General features: G+C 62.7%; 20 protein-coding genes and 1 pseudogene. 11 read left to right on the forward strand and 10 right to left on the reverse strand.

Annotated elements, in window-relative coordinates:
* Window positions 1–63: 63 nt before the first annotated feature.
* The 3 genes from C7446_RS11880 to C7446_RS11890 form a co-directional block, all read right to left on the reverse strand.
* Complete coding sequence (locus C7446_RS11880) at window positions 64–648, reverse strand: hypothetical protein (protein WP_121173338.1); 585 nt, start codon at window positions 646–648, stop codon at window positions 64–66.
* Window positions 649–669: 21 nt separating this feature from the next.
* Window positions 670–3087 (reverse strand): EcoAI/FtnUII family type I restriction enzme subunit R, encoded by a 2418-nt coding sequence (gene hsdR / locus C7446_RS11885; protein WP_121173339.1) that lies wholly within the window; start codon window positions 3085–3087, stop codon window positions 670–672.
* 217 nt (window positions 3088–3304) lie between these two features.
* Complete coding sequence (locus C7446_RS11890; protein WP_121173340.1) at window positions 3305–3979, reverse strand: GNAT family N-acetyltransferase; 675 nt, start codon at window positions 3977–3979, stop codon at window positions 3305–3307.
* Between the two features lie 252 nt (window positions 3980–4231).
* Here C7446_RS11890 and C7446_RS11895 point away from each other — a divergent pair, with 252 nt between their 5' ends.
* Window positions 4232–4846: a LysE/ArgO family amino acid transporter gene (locus tag C7446_RS11895; protein ID WP_121173341.1), complete on the forward strand. Its 615-nt coding sequence runs from the start codon at window positions 4232–4234 to the stop codon at window positions 4844–4846.
* Window positions 4847–4858: 12 nt separating this feature from the next.
* Here the strand turns inward: C7446_RS11895 and C7446_RS11900 are convergent, their stop codons facing one another.
* Window positions 4859–5722, reverse strand: coding sequence for a LysR substrate-binding domain-containing protein (locus C7446_RS11900; protein ID WP_121173596.1), 864 nt, complete (start codon window positions 5720–5722; stop codon window positions 4859–4861).
* Window positions 5723–5868: 146 nt separating this feature from the next.
* Here C7446_RS11900 and C7446_RS11905 point away from each other — a divergent pair, with 146 nt between their 5' ends.
* From C7446_RS11905 to C7446_RS11935, 7 genes and pseudogenes are all read left to right on the forward strand, one after another.
* The gene (locus C7446_RS11905) at window positions 5869–6720 is read left to right on the forward strand and encodes a DMT family transporter (protein ID WP_170150071.1); all 852 of its coding nucleotides are present in this window, start codon (window positions 5869–5871) and stop codon (window positions 6718–6720) included.
* Between the two features lie 191 nt (window positions 6721–6911).
* Window positions 6912–8140 (forward strand): annotated as a pseudogene (gene zigA, locus C7446_RS11910) (zinc metallochaperone GTPase ZigA).
* 106 nt (window positions 8141–8246) lie between these two features.
* A complete protein-coding gene (gene folE2 / locus C7446_RS11915) occupies window positions 8247–9149 on the forward strand; it encodes a GTP cyclohydrolase FolE2 (protein WP_121173343.1) in 903 nt (300 codons plus the stop codon).
* A 72-nt stretch (window positions 9150–9221) separates the two neighbouring features.
* Complete coding sequence (locus C7446_RS11920) at window positions 9222–10163, forward strand: metal ABC transporter solute-binding protein, Zn/Mn family (RefSeq protein ID WP_147408765.1); 942 nt, start codon at window positions 9222–9224, stop codon at window positions 10161–10163.
* Between the two features lie 2 nt (window positions 10164–10165).
* A complete protein-coding gene (locus C7446_RS11925; RefSeq protein WP_121173345.1) occupies window positions 10166–10993 on the forward strand; it encodes a metal ABC transporter ATP-binding protein in 828 nt (275 codons plus the stop codon).
* Window positions 10990–11835 carry a metal ABC transporter permease gene (locus tag C7446_RS11930; protein WP_121173346.1) on the forward strand — a complete coding sequence of 282 codons (846 nt, stop codon included), beginning with the start codon at window positions 10990–10992 and terminating at the stop codon, window positions 11833–11835. Before C7446_RS11925 ends, C7446_RS11930 begins: the two co-directional genes overlap by 4 nt.
* A gap of 105 nt (window positions 11836–11940) precedes the next feature.
* A complete protein-coding gene (locus C7446_RS11935) occupies window positions 11941–13164 on the forward strand; it encodes an OprO/OprP family phosphate-selective porin (protein WP_170150072.1) in 1224 nt (407 codons plus the stop codon).
* A 6-nt stretch (window positions 13165–13170) separates the two neighbouring features.
* On the opposite strand, the gene C7446_RS11940 is transcribed toward C7446_RS11935, so the two are convergent.
* The gene (locus C7446_RS11940; protein WP_170150073.1) at window positions 13171–14055 is read right to left on the reverse strand and encodes a LysR family transcriptional regulator; all 885 of its coding nucleotides are present in this window, start codon (window positions 14053–14055) and stop codon (window positions 13171–13173) included.
* 91 nt (window positions 14056–14146) lie between these two features.
* Here C7446_RS11940 and C7446_RS11945 point away from each other — a divergent pair, with 91 nt between their 5' ends.
* On the forward strand, window positions 14147–15127 hold the full coding sequence (locus C7446_RS11945) for a DMT family transporter (RefSeq protein WP_121173349.1): 981 nt from the start codon (window positions 14147–14149) through the stop codon (window positions 15125–15127).
* A gap of 13 nt (window positions 15128–15140) precedes the next feature.
* Here the strand turns inward: C7446_RS11945 and C7446_RS11950 are convergent, their stop codons facing one another.
* From C7446_RS11950 to C7446_RS11970, 5 genes are all read right to left on the reverse strand, one after another.
* The gene (locus C7446_RS11950; protein ID WP_245977837.1) at window positions 15141–15650 is read right to left on the reverse strand and encodes a YgjV family protein; all 510 of its coding nucleotides are present in this window, start codon (window positions 15648–15650) and stop codon (window positions 15141–15143) included.
* Between the two features lie 115 nt (window positions 15651–15765).
* Complete coding sequence (locus tag C7446_RS11955) at window positions 15766–16653, reverse strand: isocitrate lyase/PEP mutase family protein (RefSeq protein WP_121173351.1); 888 nt, start codon at window positions 16651–16653, stop codon at window positions 15766–15768.
* A complete protein-coding gene (locus C7446_RS11960; RefSeq protein WP_121173352.1) occupies window positions 16650–17798 on the reverse strand; it encodes an ABC transporter substrate-binding protein in 1149 nt (382 codons plus the stop codon). Before C7446_RS11960 ends, C7446_RS11955 begins: the two co-directional genes overlap by 4 nt.
* On the reverse strand, window positions 17795–19147 hold the full coding sequence (locus tag C7446_RS11965; protein WP_245977838.1) for a sensor histidine kinase: 1353 nt from the start codon (window positions 19145–19147) through the stop codon (window positions 17795–17797). Before C7446_RS11965 ends, C7446_RS11960 begins: the two co-directional genes overlap by 4 nt.
* Window positions 19148–19188: 41 nt before the next feature.
* On the reverse strand, window positions 19189–19860 hold the full coding sequence (locus tag C7446_RS11970; RefSeq protein ID WP_121173354.1) for a response regulator transcription factor: 672 nt from the start codon (window positions 19858–19860) through the stop codon (window positions 19189–19191).
* A gap of 220 nt (window positions 19861–20080) precedes the next feature.
* On the opposite strand from C7446_RS11970, the gene C7446_RS11975 reads away from it, so the two are divergent.
* Window positions 20081–21082, forward strand: coding sequence for a Bug family tripartite tricarboxylate transporter substrate binding protein (locus C7446_RS11975; RefSeq protein WP_121173355.1), 1002 nt, complete (start codon window positions 20081–20083; stop codon window positions 21080–21082).
* Window positions 21079–21525: a tripartite tricarboxylate transporter TctB family protein gene (locus C7446_RS11980; RefSeq protein WP_121173356.1), complete on the forward strand. Its 447-nt coding sequence runs from the start codon at window positions 21079–21081 to the stop codon at window positions 21523–21525. Before C7446_RS11975 ends, C7446_RS11980 begins: the two co-directional genes overlap by 4 nt.

Consider the following 21525-nt stretch of genomic DNA (forward strand, 5'->3'; position numbering starts at 1 on the left):
ACGGACCACCTGAGGTGGTCAGAAAATGATCGCTGACGCGATGGTTGTGCCACTCTGAGCCCTTCAACCGCTCAGAGACGAATTGATCAGCGATTCCTTAAAGCGCAGCATGTCTTCATACAGTTTGATCAGATGTTGCTCATCGTTGGACTTGATACATTGCGTCAATTCATGCATGCCGGTGATCAGGGCATTCTTGTACGCTAATGCCAGCGCCTGGCAAACAACGGCACGTTCGAATTGCTTATGACTGTTGCAGAAAAGCACCATGTTTTTCTTGTCGACGACAAGTCTGGTTTCCTGCTTGCAATATACAGATTCATTTAGTCGTTTGGTCCTGGATCCTCGAAGAAATAGGGATACATTTTCTTCAAAGCGATGATGATCCGGTTGGTCTTCGGTGTTGATCCACCATGCCTTGGGGTCATGCAGATTATCGGGTGTATCCTTGAAAAAGACAGTTACAGTACGCTCGAAAGCGCTGTCCTGAAAAAATGACAGGCACCAGGCCTTTCGATTGCTGCTTTGCTTAAAGTCGCAGTGTTCCTTGAGTGGTTGGATTAAAAAACCAACGTTATGACCGCCGATCGTCAGGGGGTGATCACAGCTCGTCGCGCAACCGCCGATCACGATATCTGCATATTGCATAAAACTTCCTTGCCTTGGTTTTTAACCGGCGTAGATGCGCGCTTCGAGTCCCTTCACCGCCTGCTGATAGGCTGACTTGCCACCAAAGGCTTGAGCCAGTTCCACGGGCGTACCCAGCTGGTCCAGCGGGGCCAGATTCAGCACCTTGGTATCTTCGATGATGGTCACACCGCTGTCGGCGTACTTGTCGAGCAGAGCATCCAGTACGGCGCGGGCCTGGCCCTCAAACCGCGTGAAGTAATCTGACTGTCGCGCTTTGGTGGCGCGCTGACGGCGGGTCAGTGCAGGTTGGTCATAGACGATATGAACGATGGCATCGAACGGATCCGGTGCATCCCCCAGGTGCTTTTCAACTTCGGCCATCAGCTCTTCCCAGAACACGCCCTGTTCGGCCAGCTCATCCAGCACCGCCTGCTTGCGCTCGCTTTCCTCCCAGCGGCGCAGGAAGTCGTTCAGGGTGGCGTAGTGCGCCTTCACTGTTTTCTGGGTGTAGTCGGTCAGTTCCTCGGTAATCAGCTTGCCGTCCGGGCCGAGGTACTGCACGCGCTGGCCGAGCACGGAAACGCTGACGTCATCGACGATATACTTACTGGGAGATTCGCCAACTCCGCCGGGAGGCTCGTCGCCACCACCGTAAGGGGATTCGGGTGGGTCAACGATAGTGTCGTCGTCGGAGGGGTTAGATCCTCCTTCAGAGCTATCGTCGCTGTTGCCGGTATCGTCGTCTTCATTATCGGGTGGCAGCAGCGGATCATTGTCTGTGGGTACATATACCTTTTCCGGATCGCCATCGAATTTGGGATCGGCAAACAGCTCGGTGGCCTTGCGGAAGTCGAGGATGGTGAACCAGAACTTGTTGTGGGCTTCATCGATACGCGTACCGCGGCCGATGATCTGCTTGAACTCGGTCATCGAGCGGATGTTTTGGTCCAGCACGATCAGCTTGCAGGTTCTGGCATCAACGCCGGTGGTCATCAGTTTGCTGGTGACGGCGATAACCGGATAAGGCTCCTCGGGATCAATGAAGTGATCCAGCTCGGCCTTGCCCACCTGCTCGTCGCCGGTAATGCGCATGATGTACTTGTGGTTTCTGGCGACCTGTTGAGGGTTGAGGTTAACCAGCTCTTTTCGCATCCACTTGGCGTGGTCAATGTTCTCGCAGAAGACGATGGTCTTCTGCATCGGGTCGGTCTGGGCCAGATAGTCGGTCACGGTGCGGGCGACCCGCTTTGTACGCTGAGTCAGAATCAGGTTGCGGTCGAAATCGCGTTGGTTATAGATGCGGTCCTCGATCAGCTCACCGTGAATATCGGTTTGGCCTTCATTCGGTCGCCATCCCTGAAGATCCCGATCCAGATCGACACGAATGACCTTGTAGGGCGCCAGGTAGCCGTCATCGATGCCTTGCTTGAGCGAGTAGGTGTAGATCGGCTCGCCAAAGTAGTGGATGTTGGAAACCTCAGTAGTCTCCTTGGGCGTTGCGGTTAATCCAATGTGTGTGGCGCCGTTGAAGTACTCAAGAATCGAGCGCCATGCAGAGTCTTCTGCCGCGCTGCCGCGATGGCACTCGTCGATGACGACCAGGTCGAAAAAATCCGGGCTGAATTGCCGGTAAATGTTCTGCTCTTCTTCGCTGCCGGTGACCGCCTGATACAGCGATAGGTAGATTTCGAACGACTTTTCGACCTTGCGTTTGGTGATTTTGGTCATGGCCGCACCGAACGGCCTGAAGTCGCCGCTTTTGGTCTGATCGACCAGGATATTGCGATCGGCGAGAAACAAAATGCGCTGTTTGCGCCTTGACTTCCACAGTCGCCAGATCAGCTGAAAGGCGGTGTAGGTCTTGCCGGTGCCTGTCGCCATGACCAGAAGCAGGCGATTTTGCCCTCGGGCGATGGCTTCGACAGTCCTGTTGATCGCGACCATCTGGTAGTAGCGGGGTGCGCGGCCGCTGCCATCATCATAAAAGGGCTGCTCCACGACAGGCCGGGTTTCGTCGTCCAGTCCTTTCCAGCGGCGATAACCGCACCAGAGCACTTCCGGCCCCGGCAGCTCGTCAAGCGTCAGTTCGGTTTCGGCTTGGTCAAACACCAGGCCGTGTGGGTCTGCGAACAGGAAACCGCTACCGTTGGAGCTGATGGCAAAAGGAACATCGAGCTTTTCCGCATATGCCTGCGCCTGCTGCATGCCATGGCTCAGAGAGTGACCGGCATCCTTGGCCTCGATAACCGCGATGGGCTGGTTTCTCTGAAAGCACAGGACGTAATCTGCACGGCGCGGTCGAGCACGAGTATGGAGCCGACCGCGCACCATGATACGGCCATCGCTGACGGAGTACTCTTCTCGGACCTGGGTCTGGATATCCCAGCCTGCCTGCTGAATGGCCGGCGTAATGTACTTGGTACAGATGTCGCGTTCGCTTAAACCCTGCTTGCCCATGATGCTTTCCTGCCTGGTCTTATAAATCAGCTACTTCTTTTTTACGTCATGTTACGTGAAGTTGTGCTGATACGCATGACAGATTAAGTGCTCGGCAGACAAGCTGACGATCAGAGAGTGATCGTCATGAAAAAACTGCATCGCTCATTGTGCAATGGTTTTCGCGATCGAACTTCGGGTGACCACCATGAATGGTGGCAATCCGATGCCCGCCCCCTCAACCCGCCACCTTCCGCGCAATCGACGAGATCGGTGCCAGATTCTCCCAGCCGAGATGACGATAGAGCGCCTGGCCCTCTTCGGAAGCGCCGAGGAGGGCGCGGTGGGCGCCATGGTCGCACGCGATATTCCCCAGCACCTGCATCACGTGTCGGCCCAGCCCCCGGCGCTGGTGGGCCCTGTGCGTTTCGATCTGGTCGAAGATGGCGTAATCGCGCGCCAGCGCAAGGCGGCCGCTGGCGGCCAGTTCGCCATGGCGTGTTTCGATCTCGATGGCCGTGAAGTGCTCGTGCGAAGTCACGGTGGCCCGATACCCCGAGGGCCGGGCAGGGGCTTCGGCTGTCGGCGAGAGCGCGGTGGTCATCAGCTGGACCGGCGGGTCGAGCTGCCAGGGTTCGGGCAGCAACGGGGTGACCACGGCGGCCGGTGCGAACAGCTTGATATAAACGTGGGGCTCGTGAATGCGCGCGATCAGGGCGCGTACCCTCACGGGGTCCGGCGTGGTCATGATGTAGCGCGCCTGCTGTCTGAGCGCGCCCACCCGGATGTGAAGGTAGCCGTCGTGCCGGGTCGGGGGCAGCGTTTCACGCGTGCGGCTCCAGCCGATGGCCCAGGCCTCGATGTTCTCGAACCCCGGAAAGTGGTCGCTCAGCTGATGATTCGACGTGGGCACCGCTGCCTCCCTGCCTGTTGCCCCCCCGGATGGGCCCTGTCACGCCACCTCTGGCATGAGTCCGTGCATGGGCCTGTAGCCATGATCCTGCCGTGCCCGCACTGCGTAAAGCACCGCAACCATCAGGCGGGCTGATACCCCATTACGAGTTGTCGTTGGTCGGCCGATGGTTGCCCGGATAAGCTTCAGGCCGCTCGGCATTGCCGGGCAGGGCAGTCGGGATGGGCCACCACGGGGCAGCAGGAATTCACGATGCACGCATTCATGGCCGGCTTCGGACTGGGGTTATCGCTGATACTGGCGATCGGCGCGCAGAACGCCTTCGTGCTGCGCCAGGGGCTTCGCCGCGAGCATGTGCTGTGGATCTGCGTGGTCTGCGCTCTCTCCGATGCCGTGCTGATCCTGGCCGGGGTGTTCGGCTTCGCCGCGCTGGTCGAACGGTTCGGGTGGCTGGCGATGTGGCTGCGCTACGCCGGGGCGGCGTTTCTGTTCTGCTATGGAGCGCGCAGCCTGTGGGCGGCCCGCTACCGGAGCGCGGCCCTGCTGCCGGGGGAGGCGGCACCCGCCTCGCTGCTGGCCACGCTGGGCCTCTGCCTGGCGATGACCTGGCTCAACCCGCATGTCTATCTCGATACCGTGGTGCTGATCGGTTCGGTCTCGACCCGCTATGCACAAGCGCAGTGGCCGTTTGCCCTGGGCACCACGCTGGCCTCGGTGGTGTTCTTCTTCACGCTCGGTTATGGCGCTTCATTGCTGCGCCCGGTCTTTGCCCGGCCTGTGGCATGGCGGGTGCTCGATGGGGTGATCGGGCTGACGATGTGGGGCCTCGGCGCCTCGCTGCTGATGCCGGCATCAGCCACCGGTTGAAGCGAACGGTGATCAGGCAGCAGCCAGGCGCTCCTGCAGGCGCAGGGCCAGCTGGCGGGCGGCTTCGCTGGGGCGGCCGGGGCTGCGGTGCAGGGTGATCTCCGTGACCGGCAGTTCGGGGAGCCCCGAGGTGGTTTCCAGAATGCGCAGCTCGCTGCCGGCCATCGAGGGCGTCAGTACGGTGATTGCCAGCCCCGCCCGGACCGCCGAGCGCAGCCCCGAAAGGCTGGCGCTGGTGTAGGCGATGCGCCACGGCATGCCGGCGGCATCCAGTGCGGCCAGCGCCCGTTCCCGAAAGATGCACACCCCCTCCTGGGAGACCGCCAGCGGCAGCGGCGTGCGGGTGTGGGTATCGTGGCCGGGCGAGCCGGCCCAGACCATGGGCTCGCGCCAGAGCACCTCGCCACCGGGGCTTCGCGGCTGGCGGGTGGTCACCGCCAGATCGAGCGCGCCCGCCTTCACATCCCGCACCAGGTCGACACTCAGGCCGCAGCGCACCTCCAGTTCCACCCCGGGGAAGCGGGCCTCGAACTCGGCCAGCACCTCGGGCAGATAGACCACGTAGTCATCCGGTACGCCCAGCCGTACCACGCCATCGAGGCGCTGGTTGCGCACATCCTGCCAGGCCAGCGCGTTCTGGCGCAGCATCTCCCGGGCATGCGCCAGCAGCCGCTCCCCGGCGGGGGTGGGCGCGGCGGTACGTCGCCCGCGCTGCAGCAGCGGGCGATCGAGCAGGTCTTCCAGCCGGCTCATGTGGGCGCTGACAGTGGATTGCGCCAGGTGCAGCTGCTCGGCGGCGGCCGTGAAACCGCCGGTTTCCACCACGCTGACGAAGGTCTTCAGCACCACGAGATCCAGCGGTCTGTGTTGGGTCATGGTTGCCATCACGTTTCGTGATCGTTTGATCACGACTCTTTGTTTCACCGATCTCACCGAAGCTCGCAGACTACCCGGCAGCAAGCGCTACAGGCAAACCCATCGGGAGATCGGCAATGCATGACAGGGGCAGGATATACGGTGTCATGGCGGGTGTTTTTACCGTGTCATTATGGGCCAGCCTGCCGGTACTGCGCAGCCTGGCGGACCTGCCGCCGATGCTGGTGGCGGCGGTGGCGATGATCTGTGCATCGGCGCTGGCGCAGCTGTTCGGCAGGCTGCAGCCGAATCGCTCCGGCACCGATCCGAAACAGGGCTGGCACTACTGGCTGATGGCGGTCGGCGGGCTGACCGGCGCCCTCTATGGTTATTTTCTGGCACTGCAGAGCGGTGATCCGGCGAAAGTAACCCTGGTGACCTACACCTGGCCGCTCGGCTTCGTGCTGATCACCGATCGGCTTGCCGGCAAGGGAATCAGGCTCAGGACCCTGCTGGGCTCGGCGGTGGCCTTCATCGGGCTGATGCCGCTGGTACTCTCCAGCAGCACCGGCAGCTCGACCTCCTGGCTGGGCTACGCGGCAGGGCTGGCGGCCGGCGCCTCGTGGATCGCGTTTTCACTCTATCTGCGCCAGTCCGGCGGTTTGTCCAACCGCGGTTACAGCACCCTCTTTGTGCATGTCAGCGTGATCGCGCTGGTGGTGCACCTGCTGTTCGAAGGCCCGGCGCCTTCGGTGGCGATCACGGACTGGCTGGTGGCGGGGCTGATCGGTATCGGCCCCTACGGGCTGGCCTTCATGAGCTGGGGCTATGCACTGCGCCATGGGCCTTCCACGCTGCTGGGCGTGATGACCTATCTGGTGCCGGTGATGGCCGCCATCCTGCTGGTACTGCTGGGCTGGAGCCGTCCGAGCTACCAGCTGCTGATCGCCGCCGCGGCGGTGCTGGGCGGGGCACTGGTAACCCAGACCTCCCGGTTCCGGCGGATGAAGCTGGGCTAGCCGACAAGGCGCCCGCCGAACCTGCCACGACAGGTTCACCTTCTTGATCCGCATGCGCCACGTTGAAAGTTGTTATGTTATAACGTATTTTATTTCGGCCGTGGAGATGGCCCGGGCCTTTCCGGCGGCGCAACCGCCGGCCGGGCGCTTCGGGCCCGGCGGTACACCCTCGCAACACGGGATGAACAGTGATGACTCAGACAGGCCAGGCATTACCGGTGACCGTGCTGTCCGGTTTTCTCGGGGCCGGCAAGACCACGCTGCTGAACCATATCCTCGCCAATCGCGAGGGCCGCCGCGTGGCCGTGATCGTCAACGACATGAGTGAGGTCAATATCGACGCCGCCCTGGTGCGCGGCATGCCGGAGCACGAGGCCGAAGCGGGTGAGGTCTCGCTCGATCGCTCCCGGGAGCGCCTGGTGGAGATGAGCAACGGCTGCATCTGCTGCACGCTGCGCGAGGATCTGCTGGTCGAGGTGCGCCGCCTCGCCGAGGAGGGGCGCTTTGACCACCTGGTGATCGAATCCACCGGCATCTCCGAGCCGCTGCCGGTCGCCGAAACCTTCACCTTCACCGATGAAGCGGGCGAGAGCCTCTCGAGGGTGGCGCGGCTGGATACGCTGGTGACCGTGGTGGATGGCGCGAACTTCCTGGCGAACTATCAGGAGGCCCGGTCGCTGGCCGAGGCGGGGGAGAGTCTGGGCGAGGAGGATGAGCGCAACGTCGCCGACCTGCTGGTGGATCAGATCGAGTTCTGCGATGTGCTGCTGATCAGCAAGGTCGATCTGCTCGACATGACGCAGCTGGAGGAACTGACGGCCGTCCTGCGCTCGCTCAATCCCGAAGCCGAACTGATGCCCATGTCGCATGGTCGGGTGCCGCTGGACAGGGTGCTCGATACCGGTCGGTTCAGCTTCGAACGGCTCGGCAGGCACCGGGCTGGCTCAGGGAGCTGCGCGGTGCGCATGTCCCGGAGACGGAGGAGTACGGCATTTCGAGCTTCGCCTATCTGGCGCGGCGGCCGTTTCATCCGCAGAAGTTCTTCGAGCTGATCCATGGGGACTGGTGCGGCGGCAAGCTGCTGCGCTCGAAGGGATTCTACTGGCTGGCGACCCGGCCACGGTTTGCCGGGCAGTGGAGCCAGGCCGGCGGCATTGCCCATTACGGTTTCGCCGGGATGTTCTGGAAGGCCGTACCGGAGGCGCACTGGCCGGAGGATCCGGAGTACCGGGAAGCGATCCTGGACCAGTGGCAGGAACCCTTTGGCGACATGCGTCAGGAACTGGTGTTCATCGGCCAGCATCTGAATGAATCCCGCATGCGGCAGGCACTGGATGACTGCCTGTTGAGTGATGACGAGCTGGCTGCGGGCATGGCGCACTGGCAGACCCTGCCGGATCCCTTTCCCGCCTGGCACTGATGCCAGGCGCTGATGCCAGGCGCTGATGACTGCTCTGATGACTGCTCTGATGAAAAGTGATGCCGCTGTTACGCCCTTTGATGAGATCTGCAAGGACCCAGGAGTCATGACCCGAACCGAGCTGCCCGATATTGCCATGGAGTCGTCGATGCTGCAGGGGGCGCTCTCCCGGGTCGGCATGGAACGGATTGCCCTGCCGTTGCAGGTGACGGGCCAGGGGATCGTGGGCCGGGCCTCGGCCGGCGTCAGTCTGGATGACCCCGCGGCGCGAGGCGTGCACATGTCGCGTCTCTACCTGGCGCTGAGGGCGCTGGAGCATCGCGAGCTCTCCATCGCTGCGGTGGAAGGCGTCCTCGATGCCTTTCTCGAGACCCACCAGGGATTATCGGACACTGCCTTTGTGGATCTGAGTGGCGAGGCGCTGCTCAGTCGGCCCGCCATGGTCAGTCCGCTGTCGGGCTGGAAGAGCTATCCCTTTACCCTGCGCTGTCGGAAGGATGCGCAGGGGATGCAGGTCACCCTCGAGCTGACGATCGGCTACTCCTCGACCTGCCCCTGTTCGGCGGCGCTGGCCCGTCAGCTGATCCAGCAGGCCTTCGACGAGCGGTTTCGGGAGACGCCACTGACCCATGAGGCCGTTCATGATTGGCTGGGCAGTGAGCAGGGGGTTCCGGCCACACCCCACAGTCAGCGCAGCCAGGCGCACCTGTCGCTGCAGCTGGAGAGGACGCTCGAAGTACTGCCGCTGCCGGCAATCATCGATGGCGTGGAAGAGGCGCTGGGCACCGCGCTGCAGACAGCGGTCAAGCGGGTCGATGAGCAGGCCTTTGCGCTGGCCAACGGTCAGAATCTGATGTTCTGCGAGGATGCCGCGCGACGCCTGCATCACACCCTCAAGGCGCAGGAGGGCGTGATCGGCTTTCAGCTGCGGGTCGTGCATGCCGAGAGCCTGCATGCCCATGATGCCGTGGCCAGCAGCGAGTGGCATCGGGCGCCGCCGATGCCCTGAATCCAGGCTCGGCACGGGGCCCGTGGTTCGCATATTTTGTTATGTTATATCGTATTTATATTGGAGCCAGGCATGAATGTCTTTCTGAACAACGCCTTGTCGCTCGTCTTCGGCAGGGGAAGCGGCAGGAGGGCCGGCAGGGCAGTGCTGCTGGCCGGTGCACTGGGTCTGGCCGGTCCGGCCGGCGCCGATGAGCCGAGTGTCAGCGTCGTGGCCGCCGAAAGCAGCTACGGCAGCATGGTGGAAACCATCGGGGGCGAGCATGTAAGGGTGACTTCGCTTTTGGACAGTCCGGACGTCAATCCTCACGAGTTCAAGGGCAGCCCTCGGATCGGCCGCCAGTTGCAGCACGCTGATCTGGTGGTCATGAACGGTGCCGGGTTCGATGGCTGGATGGAGCCGCTGCTCGAAGGTACCCACCGAGAGGGGCGAGTGGTGGTCAGGGCCAGTGAGGCCGGCAGCGCCATGATCATGGCGGACAACAACTGGCACCTGTTTTATTCGCCGCGGATCATGCTGGCCACGGCCGGTCAGGTCACCCGGGCCCTGATCGAGCAGGATCCGGCGCACAAGAGCGACTACCGCGATGGCCTTGAGCAGTTTCGCAAGGAATTACTGCCTGTCTACGATCAGATACAGCAGCTGATTGCCGAATATCCGAATCTGACCGTGACGGCGACCGTACCGGTCTACAACTACATGATCCGGTTGCTGGGTTATCAAAACCTGTACCACGACGTGCAGTTTGCCTCGATGCGCAACAGCCAGCCCAGCGCTCGGCAGGTCAGCGAGTTCCTGCAGGGGCTGAAGCAGCACAGGGTGCGGCTGCTGATCTATAACCGGCAGGTGCATAACCGCCTGACCGAAAGCGAGGTCCGTACCGCCAGGGAAGCCGGCGTACCGGTGGTGGGGGTCAGTGCGATTCCACTGCATGGTGATAATTATGCCCAGTGGCAGATCAGGCAGCTCAGGGCGATCGAGCAGGCCCTGGATAACGCGGCAGAGGCGTCTTGATCATGGCCGCCGATGGACCCGCAGTGACGGCACGCGCGATTGCGGCAGGCAGGGGAGCGCAGCATGCCTTCGGTGATCTGTCATTCGAGCTGCCCGGGGCCAGCTTCACGGCGCTGGCAGGTCCCAATGGGTCCGGCAAGACGACCCTGTTCGAGACCCTGCTGGGGCTGGTGAGGCTTGATCGGGGTGAGCTTGATGTGTTCGGGCAGTCGCCGCGCCGGGCCCGCACGGCGGTCGCCTATGTGCCGCAGGCCGGTCGTCTGTTGCATGACGGCCAGTTCATCGGCCGTGAATTCGTGGCGGCGGCGTGGCGTGCCCGGCGATGGGGGATCTCCTGGCACCGGAAGGACGCGGCACAAGCGGTGGATCATGCGCTGACTCAGGTGGATGGCCATGCACTGGCCCGGCGCCGGCTGGGCGAGCTCTCCGGTGGTCAGCAGCAGCGTCTGCTGGTGGCGCAGGCGCTGGTCAATCAGCCCCGGCTGCTGCTCATGGATGAGCCGCTGGCCTCGCTGGACCCGGCCGCTCAGGAGCAGATCGTGGCGCTGGCCGCCCACCTGAGGGATTGCCTCGGGATGACCGTGCTGTTCAGCACGCATGATGTGAATCCGGTGGTCGATGTGGCTGATCAGGTGCTCTATCTGGCAGGCGGCAGCGGTCGACTCGGTACCATCGCTGAGATCGTCAACGACGAGGTGCTGAGTGCGCTCTATGGCGTGCCCATGCATGTGGTACGCGAGCGCGGTCGCCTGTTCGTGATGCGTGATCAGGCAGCGGGGGGCTCGCGCTGTGCTGCCGAAATGGCACGGGATGCCGGGAGGTGCGCATGACCTGGCCCGCGCTGCTGGAGATGCAGTTCATGCGCCACGCCTTCGCCGCGGCGAGCTGCATTGCGATCGCCGGTTCGGCGATCGGCTACTTCGTGGTGCTGCGGCGCCAGGCGTTCGCGGCGCATGCGCTGAGCAATGTCGGTTTTGCCGGTGCCGCGGGCGCCTCGCTGCTGGGCATCGACCCCCTGCTCGGGCTGTTCGGCTTCGTGCTGGCCTCTGCGGTTCTGATGGCGCTGGCAGGGGAGAACGTCGGCCAGCGGGATATCAGTGTCGGCATGATCCTGATGTTTTCGCTGGGGCTGGGCATCCTGTTCGTCAATCTCTACAGCGCCAATGCGGATGCCGCCATCGGTATCCTGTTCGGCAGTGTGCTGGGCATCAGCGACGAACAGCTGCACATGACGCTGGTGACCTCGCTGGTGGTGATGGCGCTGCTGATACTCATGTTCCGGCCCCTGCGGTTTGCCAGTCTCAATGCGCCTGCGGCCCGGGGGCGCGGGCTGCCCGTCACGGCGCTCAACCTGATGTTTCTGCTGCTGCTGGGGGCCACCGCGGCCATGGCGGTACCGGTGATCGGCTCGCTGCTCAGCTTTGCCATCTTCATCGGCCCCGCAGCGGCGGCCCAGGCCTGGACGGGGCGGGTCGCCTCGGGGCTGGCGCTGACCATAACGCTGGCGCTGCTCGAAAGCTGGGGCGGCATCGCGGCCTCGTACTACATCAACTGGCCGGCTTCCTCCTGTATCGCGATGCTGAGCTTTGCCATCTACGCCCTGGGCTGGCTCTCCTCCCGGCGGCCACGGTGGCGTCGGAGCGCTCGACGCGCGCATCCGGTCGCGAGCTGATCGTCAGGCGGTAGCCGAACCTCCGGCAATCCTGCCATTCACTCCCTTCCCGAAAAGTTGTTCTGCATGAGATGTGATGTTATATCGTTCAATAAAAGAACGCTGTTGCCACGACAGGCACGCCGGCTGCTGCCCCCGCTGCTCGGCCTCTGGGCGACCCTCGGGCCGGGCGTACCGGCGCTGCCGGCCAGCGCCGATGAAGCCGGTTCCAGTGTGACGCTCACGGAGGGCGCCTTGGGTCTGAAAAGCACCGATGATCGGTTCGCCATTCGGTTGCACGGCCTGATTCAGGCGGACGGCGCGGTGTTCGATCAGGATCGTACGGAGCTGGGCAATGGCACCGACATGCGCAATGCCAAGCTGATTGTGAAAGGTCATGTTCAGCATGACTGGGGTTACAAATTTCAGGTCAACTTCGCCAAGGAGGATAACCGGCAGCTGGAAGATATCTTCCTGCAGTATCGCGGCTTCAGGCCGACCACCATTACGGTGGGCAATGTCAAACAGCCCTTCTCGCTGGCGTTTCTGAACGGTAATCGCAATGCCACCTTCATGGAGTTTGCGATGATCCATGAGGCGCTGGTGCCGAAGCGCCGAATCGGCCTCATGGCAGGCTCGCATGGTGAGCACTGGACGGCTCGGCTGGGTGGCTTTGGCAACCGTGTGCAGGATGAGGACAGCGCCGGCGACAGCGGGGCGAGCGTGGTCGGCCGGGGTGTCTGGACGCCGGTGCGCAGTCAGCGCCGGCTGGTGCTGGCAGGACTGGCCGGTCAGTACCGGAGCCTGGGCGATCGCCACAGGGTGGCGATCAAGAGTCGCCCGGGCACGCATGTCACGAATCAGCGGCTGGTCGGCTTCGGGCCCCATACCGGGTTTGCGCCGATCACCGATGCCCGCAGCGTGACAGCCGGTGATGCCCAGGTGGCGGTGGTTCACGGTCCCCTTGCCGTGCAGGGAGAGTTCGTGCACAAGCGCGTCGGGCGGAAGGAGTCGCACTTCGATGCCCGGGGCGGTTATGTGCAGGCCAGCTACTTTCTGACCGGGGAGTCCCGGGCGTCTGCCTACCGGCCGGGCAAGGGTGCGTTCGGCGCCATCACGCCGATTCACCCCTACGGTGCCTGGCAGGTGGCCCTGCGCTACGACACCCTGGCGCTCAACGATGATGGCATGCAGGGCGGCCACGCGCAGAACCTGACGGCCGGGGTGAACTGGTACGCCAACCGCCATGTGCGCTTTTCCGCCAACTACATCCGGATCGATGCTGCAAGGCCCGGAGGGCCGGATAATCGGGCCAATGCATTTGCCGCGCGAGCTCAGCTCGGCTTCTGAGCCGGCCTACGGCATGAACTCGAGGGACTGCAGCTGGCGCGCGACCACCTCGGTCGCCGAGGTATCGCTGCCACTTGTGGCCGGGGCGCGCATCAGGCAGGCATGGCATTCCGGAAGCGCAGGCAGTCCACTGACGGTGCCGAGCTCGCGCATCTGTGGGGTCAGGCGTGCCCGGTCGAGCACGCTGATGGCGATCCCGGATGTCACGGCCGATTCGATGGCCGCCACGCTGGCGCTGGCGAAGACGGTGTGCCAGCGCCTTCCCAGCGCCTGCAGGGCGTCAAGACCGAGCGCCCGGTAGGGGCAGTCGATGGGGTGTAGCGCGAGCGGCAGGGGATCAGCCGTGATGAGCGCAGCACTGGCAGAGCCGGCCCAGACCGGTCGGGTCTGCCACAGCCGCGTCATGCCGGCCCCATCCGGCTGCGATGTCACGAGTACCGCCAGATCCAGCGCACCCTGTTCGATCGAGCGCTGCAGTTCGCCGCTGTTGGCGGTCTGCACCTGCAGCTGCAGGCGCGGATGCGATACGGCCAGTGCCGGCAGGATGTCGTTGAGCAGGCGCGGCGTATACACCTCCGGCAGACCGAGACGCACCAGGCCGGCGGTGGGCTGATCGAGCAGACGGTCCATCAGCTGATCATGTTCGCTCAACAGGGTCGCGGACTGGGCGCGCAGCTGTTCGCCGGCGGCAGTCAGGGTAACGCCGGTGCGCGAGCGCTGCAGCAGCTGGCGATCGAGCTGCTGTTCGAGTCGCTTGATCTGCTGACTGACCGCACCGAGGGTAAAGTGCCGACGTTCGGCGACGGCACGCAGGGTGCCCAGCGCGCAGGCAAGATGAAAGGTGCGCAGCAGGTCGATATCCAGCGTTCGCCAGGTTGATGGGTTTAGCATCATTAAACCATGAGTCGATTAACTATAGATTTTATTATCATGGCGGCAGGTCGAGCATGACAATCACTTTTCACGGCCAAGAGGTGATGTCATGGCAATGCTGCTGTCACTGGTGGTCAGTGCGGGATTGGTGATCTGCTGGAGTTCGGGGTTTATCGGTACCCGGTTGGCATCAGGCGTCGAGCTGCCGGCGACCACCATCTTCTTCTGGCGCTTTCTGCTGGCTGCCGGTATCTGTCTGCTGTTGCTTGTCGGGCGCACCTGCCTGTTCGGTCAGCGGGCCCGCCTTTCGCTTGGTGGCGCCGGGCGGGAGCTGGCAGCCGGCAGCCTGAGCGTCGGAGGTTATCTGCTGGGGGTGGTGTTTGCCATCGAGCTCGGGGTGAGCGCCGGAATTACCTCGCTGATTACCGCCCTTCAGCCCCTGCTGGCGGCGCTGGTGATGAGCATGATGCTGGGTGAGCGCATCGCGCTGCTCGGCTGGCTCGGTTCACTGCTGGCAGCGCTCGGCGTGGTCATCAGCGTCACGGGTGACATGAGTGGGGCGGGGCATGCACCGGTATGGGCGTATGCGCTGCCGATCCTTTCGGCGATCAGCCTGACGGCCGGGAGCATGCTCTCGACCTATCGTCCGGCACAGCTGGGGCTGATCGAACGCCTGATGCGGCAGCTGCTGGCGGCAGCCGTGATCTTCGGTATTGCCAGCGTGAGTCAGACGGGCCATCTGCCGGGGCTGCCACGCACCGGGCCGGGAGTGTGGCAGGCCATCCTCTTTCTGGTGGTGCTGTCGAGTTTCGGCGGTTACGGCTTCTTCATCGCCAGCCTGCGTCTGCAGGGAGTTACAGCGACCTCGGTGATGTTCTATCTGACGCCGCCCTGCACCATGCTCTGGGCGGCGCTCCAGCTGGGCGAGCGGATTTCCACGGCCGGCTGGCTGGGCGGTGCAACAGTCGCCATCGGCGTGATGCTCTCGCTGCGGGTGCTGTGGCAGAGCGCCGCGCCCTCGGAATCGCGGCGTGCTGTCCCGAAGGCCTCGGGCCGAACCGGCTCCGGGCGTGAGCAGGCCGGGCAATAGCGTTCGTCACCCTTCAGGCCGTTGAGTGCGCGCGGCGGTCGCGCACCATTCTGGCGATGGTGATCAGATTGGTGACGAGGATCAGGGTTTCGGCCACGGTGCCGCCCACGGCGCCGATGGCCAGGCTGGTCAGTGCCCAGGCCAGCGCTGCACCGGCCAGCATCAGCCGCATGGGAATGCCGCGCAGCATGAACATGCCGATCGTGCCCAGCATGCCGGCGGTCAGCGGCAGCAGATCGAGCCAGCCTTCCCAGAACAGGAGCGAAACGGCCAGGGTGGCTGCCAGAACGCCCCCCATGAGCGGATAACTGCCGGGATGTCGGCGCGCCAGTACGATGCGCAGAATCACCAGTGTGGTCACGGCTGCTGCGACCCAGCTCTCGAACAGCAGATACTGCAGGGTGAAGGCCACGTTGGCCGAGATCAGCAGCCTGAGCAGGCGGTCATCGCGCTTGCTGGCGAAGGCGACCAGGCAGATGGCCAGGGCGATGAGGCTGACGATCTGACCGGCAAGCAGCTGCATGAAGACTCCCTGTGGCATTCGGTGACGGGGCGGACCGGAAAGAGGGTAGCAGGCGTGGCCCTGTTGCAGGCCACGCATATCAGTTGACCGGTCTGGATTCATGAGCCCTGGCAGGTCATGACTCTTGCGGTGCGTAACGGGAATCCAGTTGATCGAAGAACGGTTTATTGACCAGCCGCTGTCGCTCGCTGAAGGGAGCAATCAGCTGTGGGTCCTCATCAAGCCGACCCTCCCGCTGCAGTTGCGGCAGCGCCCGCTGCATGCCACAGACGGCGCTCTGCAGTGCGGCATTAGCGTAGAGCACGATGGCATAGCCGAGGGGTTCGAGTTCATCGCGTGAAAGCGTAGGCGTCTTGCCACCAATGACAATGTTGATCAGCTGCGGGGTTTTAAGCAGGGTCGGTAGACGGCGGACGTCCTCCAGGGTTTCGGTGGCTTCGATAAACAGGATATCCGCGCCCGCTTCGGCGAAACGCCGGGCTCGCTCCACGGCATGCTCGATGCCATGAACGGCAGCGGCATCCGTGCGGGCGATGATCTGAACGTTGTCATCCTCGCGCGCGTCGACGGCTGCCTTGATCTTGCCCAGCATCTCTTCGGTCGAAATGACCTGTTTGCCACTGAAGTGACCACATTTCTTGGGCGAGATCTGATCCTCGAGCTGAATGGCATCCGCGCCACTGCGTTCCAGCGTGCGAATGGTCTGACGCACGTTCAGGGCATTGCCAAAACCGGTATCTGCATCGACGATCATCGGCAGTTCGACCACGTCACGTACGCGAGCGGCGTGCTCTGCAATTTCATGCAGTCCGATGAACCCCAGGTCGGGCAGACCCAGTGACATGTTGCTGACGCCGGCGCCTGTCAGATAAAGCGCTTCAAAGCCTGCATCCTCGACGATGCGAGCACTGAGGGCATTGAAGACGCCGGGCACCAGCAGGGCGTTGCGTTCGGCGATGCGGCGCCGGAAGGCAGCACGGCGTTCATTGGCTGAAGTGGTCATGGCTGAGTCTCCCTTGAGGAGTGAACAGGGGTGGTTGGGCGGCGCGGCCAAGGAGTCTCGGGCCGGGCCGTGCGCTGGTCGGCTGTATTGGAGGGTGAAGGTCGGGGGTCATCGGTGCGGTCGAGTATGGTGATTTCCCGGGTCCAACGCCGCATGAAGGCTTCACGTCTGAGTGGGTCGACAAAGGCCAGTAGAGAAGCATCCAGAGGGATCGGATAAAGATGATCGCCGACCTGATCGCGCAATCTTGCCGCGGTCCAGGGGCCGACCACGCCATCCAGAGGTGAGAACAGCGGTGTCTGGCCAGCCAGCACATGCTGGCCTTTGGGCCCCAGCAGAAAGGCCATGAAAAGTCGTGCGGCCCGTGGGTGTGGCGCATTGCGCGCCACCAGCGCCGTGCGCAACAGGACCAGGCTATAGTCGGTCGGGACCTGCACGATCACTTCCGGATGGTTGCGGGCCCAGGCGATGGCATATGAGCCCAGTAGATTGTATCCGAGCCAGTAACGCCCCTCACTGAGGCCTTCCAGCATGGCACGGCTGGTGGCTTCGGGGGTGACCCCTCTGGCGCCCATGGCAGCAACCAGATCCCAGAAGCGGGGGCTGTAGCGCGCATCCTGCTGAAACAGCGAGTAGCCGACGCCACTGCTCTCGGGATCATAAGTGGTCACTCGTCCCTGAAGCTGAGGTATCTGCAGGGCCTGCAGCAACTCGCGGTGGGTCTGGGGAGGCAGCGTGTGGCGGGCGAGATCCAAGCGATAGGCGATGACTACGGGTTCAAACGTGAAGCCGAAGACTTCATTGCGCCATTTAGCCCACTCGGGCCATTGTCGTGCTTCCGGCAGGTCGAGTCGTGCCGCGCGCCCCTGGTTGGCGAGCGCGACCTGCCAGGGCATGGCCGAACTGATATAAACATCCGCAGGCGGGCTGCCATCGCGTGCGCGGCGGTCAACGGCCAGTGTCGAGCTGTCGTGGTAGCTGACCTTGATGTCCGGATGTGCTGCTTCGAAGGCACGAATCAGGGGTTCGGCCACGTTGAAATCCAGCGCCGCTTCAATGGTTAGATGCGATTCGGCGGCTGACACCCGGGCGGTTGAGCCCAGGTTCAGAACCAGTAAGGCAAGCACGGCTATCAGATATTTCATGGATTTCGTTGATGCCGTTCATGACTGAAGAGCAGGGCCACGCGTAATCCTCCGCTGTCAGGGGTTGTGATACTCAGTTGCGCCTGATGTGACCGGGCGATAGAGGTAGCCACTGCCAGACCCAGGCCGGAGCCGCTGGTATCATGACGATCGCCGCGCACAAAGGGTTGTGCCAGCGAGTCGCGTAGCGCTGGTGGCACGCCTGGGCCGTTATCCTCGACAAACAGCTCGTGGCCACTGTCCGTTTCCTCCACACCCAGAGTGATCACACTGCCGGGCGGCGTATAGCGCAGGGCGTTGTCCAGCAGGTTATTGATCAGCTCTCCGAGTTGCCAATCCGTTGCTTGCACCCATACCGGGTGATCAGGCACTTCCAGGCCGAGATCGTGCATGGCACTGGCCGGACGCTGCGCCCAGTCGGTCAGCCGCTCACGGGCCAGCGCCGTCAGATCGAGTCGGGTGGCGAGGGAAGTCTCATCATGATCCAGACGTGCCATTTGCAACAGCTGGTGCGCCAGCCGCGTCGACCTGCTTGCGCCTGCATGGATATCTTTCAGAGCCTCATGCCATTGCTCGTGATCACGCGAGCGCAGAGCCAGCTCACTGATATTCTGCAGGCCCGCCAGTGGGGTCTTGAGCTGATGTGACGCATCCGCGATGAAGCGCATCAGGCGATCATGGCTTTCGCGCTGACGTGCCAGTAACTGATCGAGGGTATTGACCAGTTCGGAGAGCTCCACGGGAACTCGCGCAGAAATCGGACTGAAGTCTTCGCTGTGACGCTGGCGCAATCTGTGACGTAGCCGCGTCAGTGGGCGCAAGGATGCACGTACTGCGAGCCATACGAGCATGATGGCAAGTCCTACCATCAGAATGAAACGCATTGCCGCACGCGCGACAAGATCATGGGCCAGCGCATTGCGAGCGCCGCGGGTGTGGGCCACCCAGATTTGCACCGGCTCGCGGGTCTCCCAGCCTGCCGAGGTGAACTCCCGACCGGCCAGGCGCAGTGACGTGCCCTGCCAGTCAATATCACGATAGACCGGCTGTTGTGCGACCTTTTTTTGCAGCCTGGCGGTGATGGGCAGGCTGGCATTGGCGGTAATGATCTCACCCCGAGCCCCTAGCAGCGCGTAGAACACTCGCTCCTCATGGGGGGTAGCCAGAATCTGCAGGGCTGCTGCGGGCATGGCGATCAATGGGCGCCCATCCTGCCATTGCAGTGCCTCGGCAATAGTGAGAATGGCGTCATCCAGCACCCCGTCATAAACACGATCGGCCTCGCGGTTGGCACTCAGTGTGGCTTCGAGCAGCAGGGCGGTTCCGAAGATCAGGGTCAGTCCGGCCATCCAGAGCATCAACCGACGCTTGAGAGAGTGCCCACGCCGGATCATGAGGCAGGTATTTCCTCTAGCACGTAGCCCAGCCCGCGAATGGTGCGAATTCGCAGGCCATGGCCATCCAGGCGTTTGCGCAACCGGCTGATATAGAGATCGAGCGCATTGCTGCCGACGGCTTCGAAACCGAATAGCCGCGCTTCAAGCAGATCGCGGGGCACCAGCTGTCCGGCACGCGACATCAGACTTTCCAGAAGACTCAGCTCGCGGCGCGGCAGGGTCTGCAGCGTACCATTCATCCTGACCTCGAAAAGGTTCAGATCGATGGTGATGTCTCCGAACGTCAGTTGATTGGCACTGCGCTGTTGACTGCGTCGTAGCAGGGCGCGCACCCGGGCTTCGAGCTCACTGATCTCGAATGGCTTGGCGAGATAGTCATCAGCGCCCAGGTCTAGTCCGCGAATCCGGTCATCGAGGCCATCGTGCGCTGTCAGGATCAGCACCGGTGTGGTATCGCCGCGATCACGCAGGGCGCTCAGCAGCTCCAGCCCTCCACATCCGGGTAACCCCAGGTCCAGCAGCACCAGATCGAAGCGCTGTGTCGTCAGGGCATGAAGCGCCTGCTCGCCGTCAGCCAGAGTATCCAGTGTATGGCCATGGGCTGTCAGGGTCTGACGAATGGCGCGTGTCAGCAAGGCATCATCTTCGGCAAGCAATAGTCTCATCGGTGGTCCGATTGTGGTTGTAACTACCACCAATGTCGGATGCCAGCGGACAGGCAATGACAGGTTGGTGACAGGTGGTAATGACTATGATCGCAGCCGTGTTTGCGAGGCTTTAACGACGCTGTATGGATGATGCGGTGTCGCGCGCCAGGGGCCTACCCCTGCGAAAGTCTGATAACAGCAGTTTGCAACTCTTCGGGATTCATTGAGGGAGTCTGTCATGACCATCCGCATTCGCAGTGCCCTGATGGCACTGGGCGCTTCAGCTGCCGTCTCACTTTCGTCTCTGGGCGCGGCCCCGGTACAGGCTGCAGTCGAGCTCGACAAGCCCGAGTGCCTGGCACCCGCCAAACCGGGGGGAGGCTACGATCTGACCTGTCGCCTGGCGGCCACATCTCTTCAGCAGACCGGTATTCTGAAAAAGCCGATGGCGGTCAATTATATGCCGGGCGGTATCGGGGCTGTGGCCTACAACCATGTCATAGGCGTTCGTGATGATGATCCCAATCTGATCGTGGCGGCCAGCACCGGAGCGGCCCTCAATCTGGCCGAGGGCAAGTTCGGCAAGTATGACGGCAGTGAAGTCCGCTGGCTGGGCGCAGTGGCGACCGATTACGGGGCCATTGTCGTTCGGGAAGATGCGCCCTGGCAGAGCCTTGATGAGTTGATGGAGGATCTGAAACAGAACCCCGGCAAGGTGGTTTTTGGTGCGGGCGGCACCGTGGGGAGTCAGGACTGGATGAAGGCAGCCCTGACGGCGAAGGCTGCCGATATCGATCCGCGCAAGCTGCGCTATGTCGCTTTCGAAGGGGGCGGCGAATCGCTGGCGGCCCTGCTGGGGAATCACATTCAGGTTTTTACCGGTGATCTCTCCGAAATCGAGTCCCAGCTCAAGGGCGGCAAGGTGCGCGTGCTGGCTGCGTTGTCGGATGAGCGTCAGGGCGGTGCATTTGCTGATGTACCCACCGCGAAAGAGCAGGGCTACGACGTCGAATGGCCGATCTGGCGTGGTTATTACATGGGAGGCAAGGTCAGCGATGAGGCCTACCAGACCTGGCTGGACAAGTTCACCCAACTGGTGAAAACGGATCAGTTCAAACAGGCGCGTCAGGCAAGAGGGCTGTTCCCCTTTACCAAACTGGGGCCCGAGTTTGATGCCTATGTGAAAGAGCGCATTGCGCACTTCAATCAGCTGGCCAAAGAGATGGGGCTAGCGAAATGAGTCGAGCGGCCGATCGCATGCTGGGATTGATCCTGATGGCGGTAGCGGCCGCTTATGCTGTCAGCGCCGCTCGGCTGGAAGTGCCGTTTGCCTATGATCCTCTGGGGCCGAAGGCCTTTCCTTTCGGTCTGTCAGCGCTGCTCGCGGTGCTGGCAGTCGTATTGCTGGTGAGGCCGGCGCCCGGTGGGCGCTGGCCGACCGGTATGCTGCTGTTGAAAGTGGTGGCGACACTGGCAGTTCTTGCCCTCTACGGCATGCTGTTCAGTGTTCTGGGGTACGTGCTCGCTTCTGCCCTGGCTGTTCTGGCACTGGCTTGGCTTTTCGATGCCGGCATCGGGAAAGCCTGTATGGCGGCCATCGGAATGTCACTGGGCAGTTATGTGCTGTTCACCTACGGCATGGATATCTCCCTGCCGGTCGGTACCCTGTTCGGAGGGCACTAG

The sequence above is a fragment of the Kushneria sinocarnis genome, from assembly GCF_003633775.1.
Classification (GTDB): Bacteria; Pseudomonadota; Gammaproteobacteria; order Pseudomonadales; family Halomonadaceae; genus Kushneria; species Kushneria sinocarnis.

Excerpts from the sequence above, each read along its gene's own strand:
- C7446_RS11920 (WP_147408765.1), top strand. The coding sequence starts at position 9,222 with ATGAATGTCTTTCTGAACAACGCCTTGTCGCTCGTCTTCGGCAGGGGA.
- C7446_RS11955 (WP_121173351.1), bottom strand. The coding sequence starts at position 16,653 with ATGACCACTTCAGCCAATGAACGCCGTGCTGCCTTCCGGCGCCGCATC.
- C7446_RS11975 (WP_121173355.1), top strand. The coding sequence starts at position 20,081 with ATGACCATCCGCATTCGCAGTGCCCTGATGGCACTGGGCGCTTCAGCT.
- C7446_RS11880 (WP_121173338.1), bottom strand. The coding sequence starts at position 648 with ATGCAATATGCAGATATCGTGATCGGCGGTTGCGCGACGAGCTGTGAT.
- C7446_RS11905 (WP_170150071.1), top strand. The coding sequence starts at position 5,869 with ATGGCGGGTGTTTTTACCGTGTCATTATGGGCCAGCCTGCCGGTACTG.
- C7446_RS11925 (WP_121173345.1), top strand. The coding sequence starts at position 10,166 with ATGGCCGCCGATGGACCCGCAGTGACGGCACGCGCGATTGCGGCAGGC.
- C7446_RS11895 (WP_121173341.1), top strand. The coding sequence starts at position 4,232 with ATGCACGCATTCATGGCCGGCTTCGGACTGGGGTTATCGCTGATACTG.
- folE2 (WP_121173343.1), top strand. The coding sequence starts at position 8,247 with ATGACCCGAACCGAGCTGCCCGATATTGCCATGGAGTCGTCGATGCTG.
- C7446_RS11980 (WP_121173356.1), top strand. The coding sequence starts at position 21,079 with ATGAGTCGAGCGGCCGATCGCATGCTGGGATTGATCCTGATGGCGGTA.
- C7446_RS11960 (WP_121173352.1), bottom strand. The coding sequence starts at position 17,798 with ATGAAATATCTGATAGCCGTGCTTGCCTTACTGGTTCTGAACCTGGGC.
- C7446_RS11900 (WP_121173596.1), bottom strand. The coding sequence starts at position 5,722 with ATGACCCAACACAGACCGCTGGATCTCGTGGTGCTGAAGACCTTCGTC.
- C7446_RS11930 (WP_121173346.1), top strand. The coding sequence starts at position 10,990 with ATGACCTGGCCCGCGCTGCTGGAGATGCAGTTCATGCGCCACGCCTTC.
- C7446_RS11965 (WP_245977838.1), bottom strand. The coding sequence starts at position 19,147 with ATGGCCGGACTGACCCTGATCTTCGGAACCGCCCTGCTGCTCGAAGCC.
- C7446_RS11950 (WP_245977837.1), bottom strand. The coding sequence starts at position 15,650 with ATGCAGCTGCTTGCCGGTCAGATCGTCAGCCTCATCGCCCTGGCCATC.
- C7446_RS11940 (WP_170150073.1), bottom strand. The coding sequence starts at position 14,055 with ATGCTAAACCCATCAACCTGGCGAACGCTGGATATCGACCTGCTGCGC.
- C7446_RS11945 (WP_121173349.1), top strand. The coding sequence starts at position 14,147 with ATGGCAATGCTGCTGTCACTGGTGGTCAGTGCGGGATTGGTGATCTGC.
- C7446_RS11970 (WP_121173354.1), bottom strand. The coding sequence starts at position 19,860 with ATGAGACTATTGCTTGCCGAAGATGATGCCTTGCTGACACGCGCCATT.
- hsdR (WP_121173339.1), bottom strand. The coding sequence starts at position 3,087 with ATGGGCAAGCAGGGTTTAAGCGAACGCGACATCTGTACCAAGTACATT.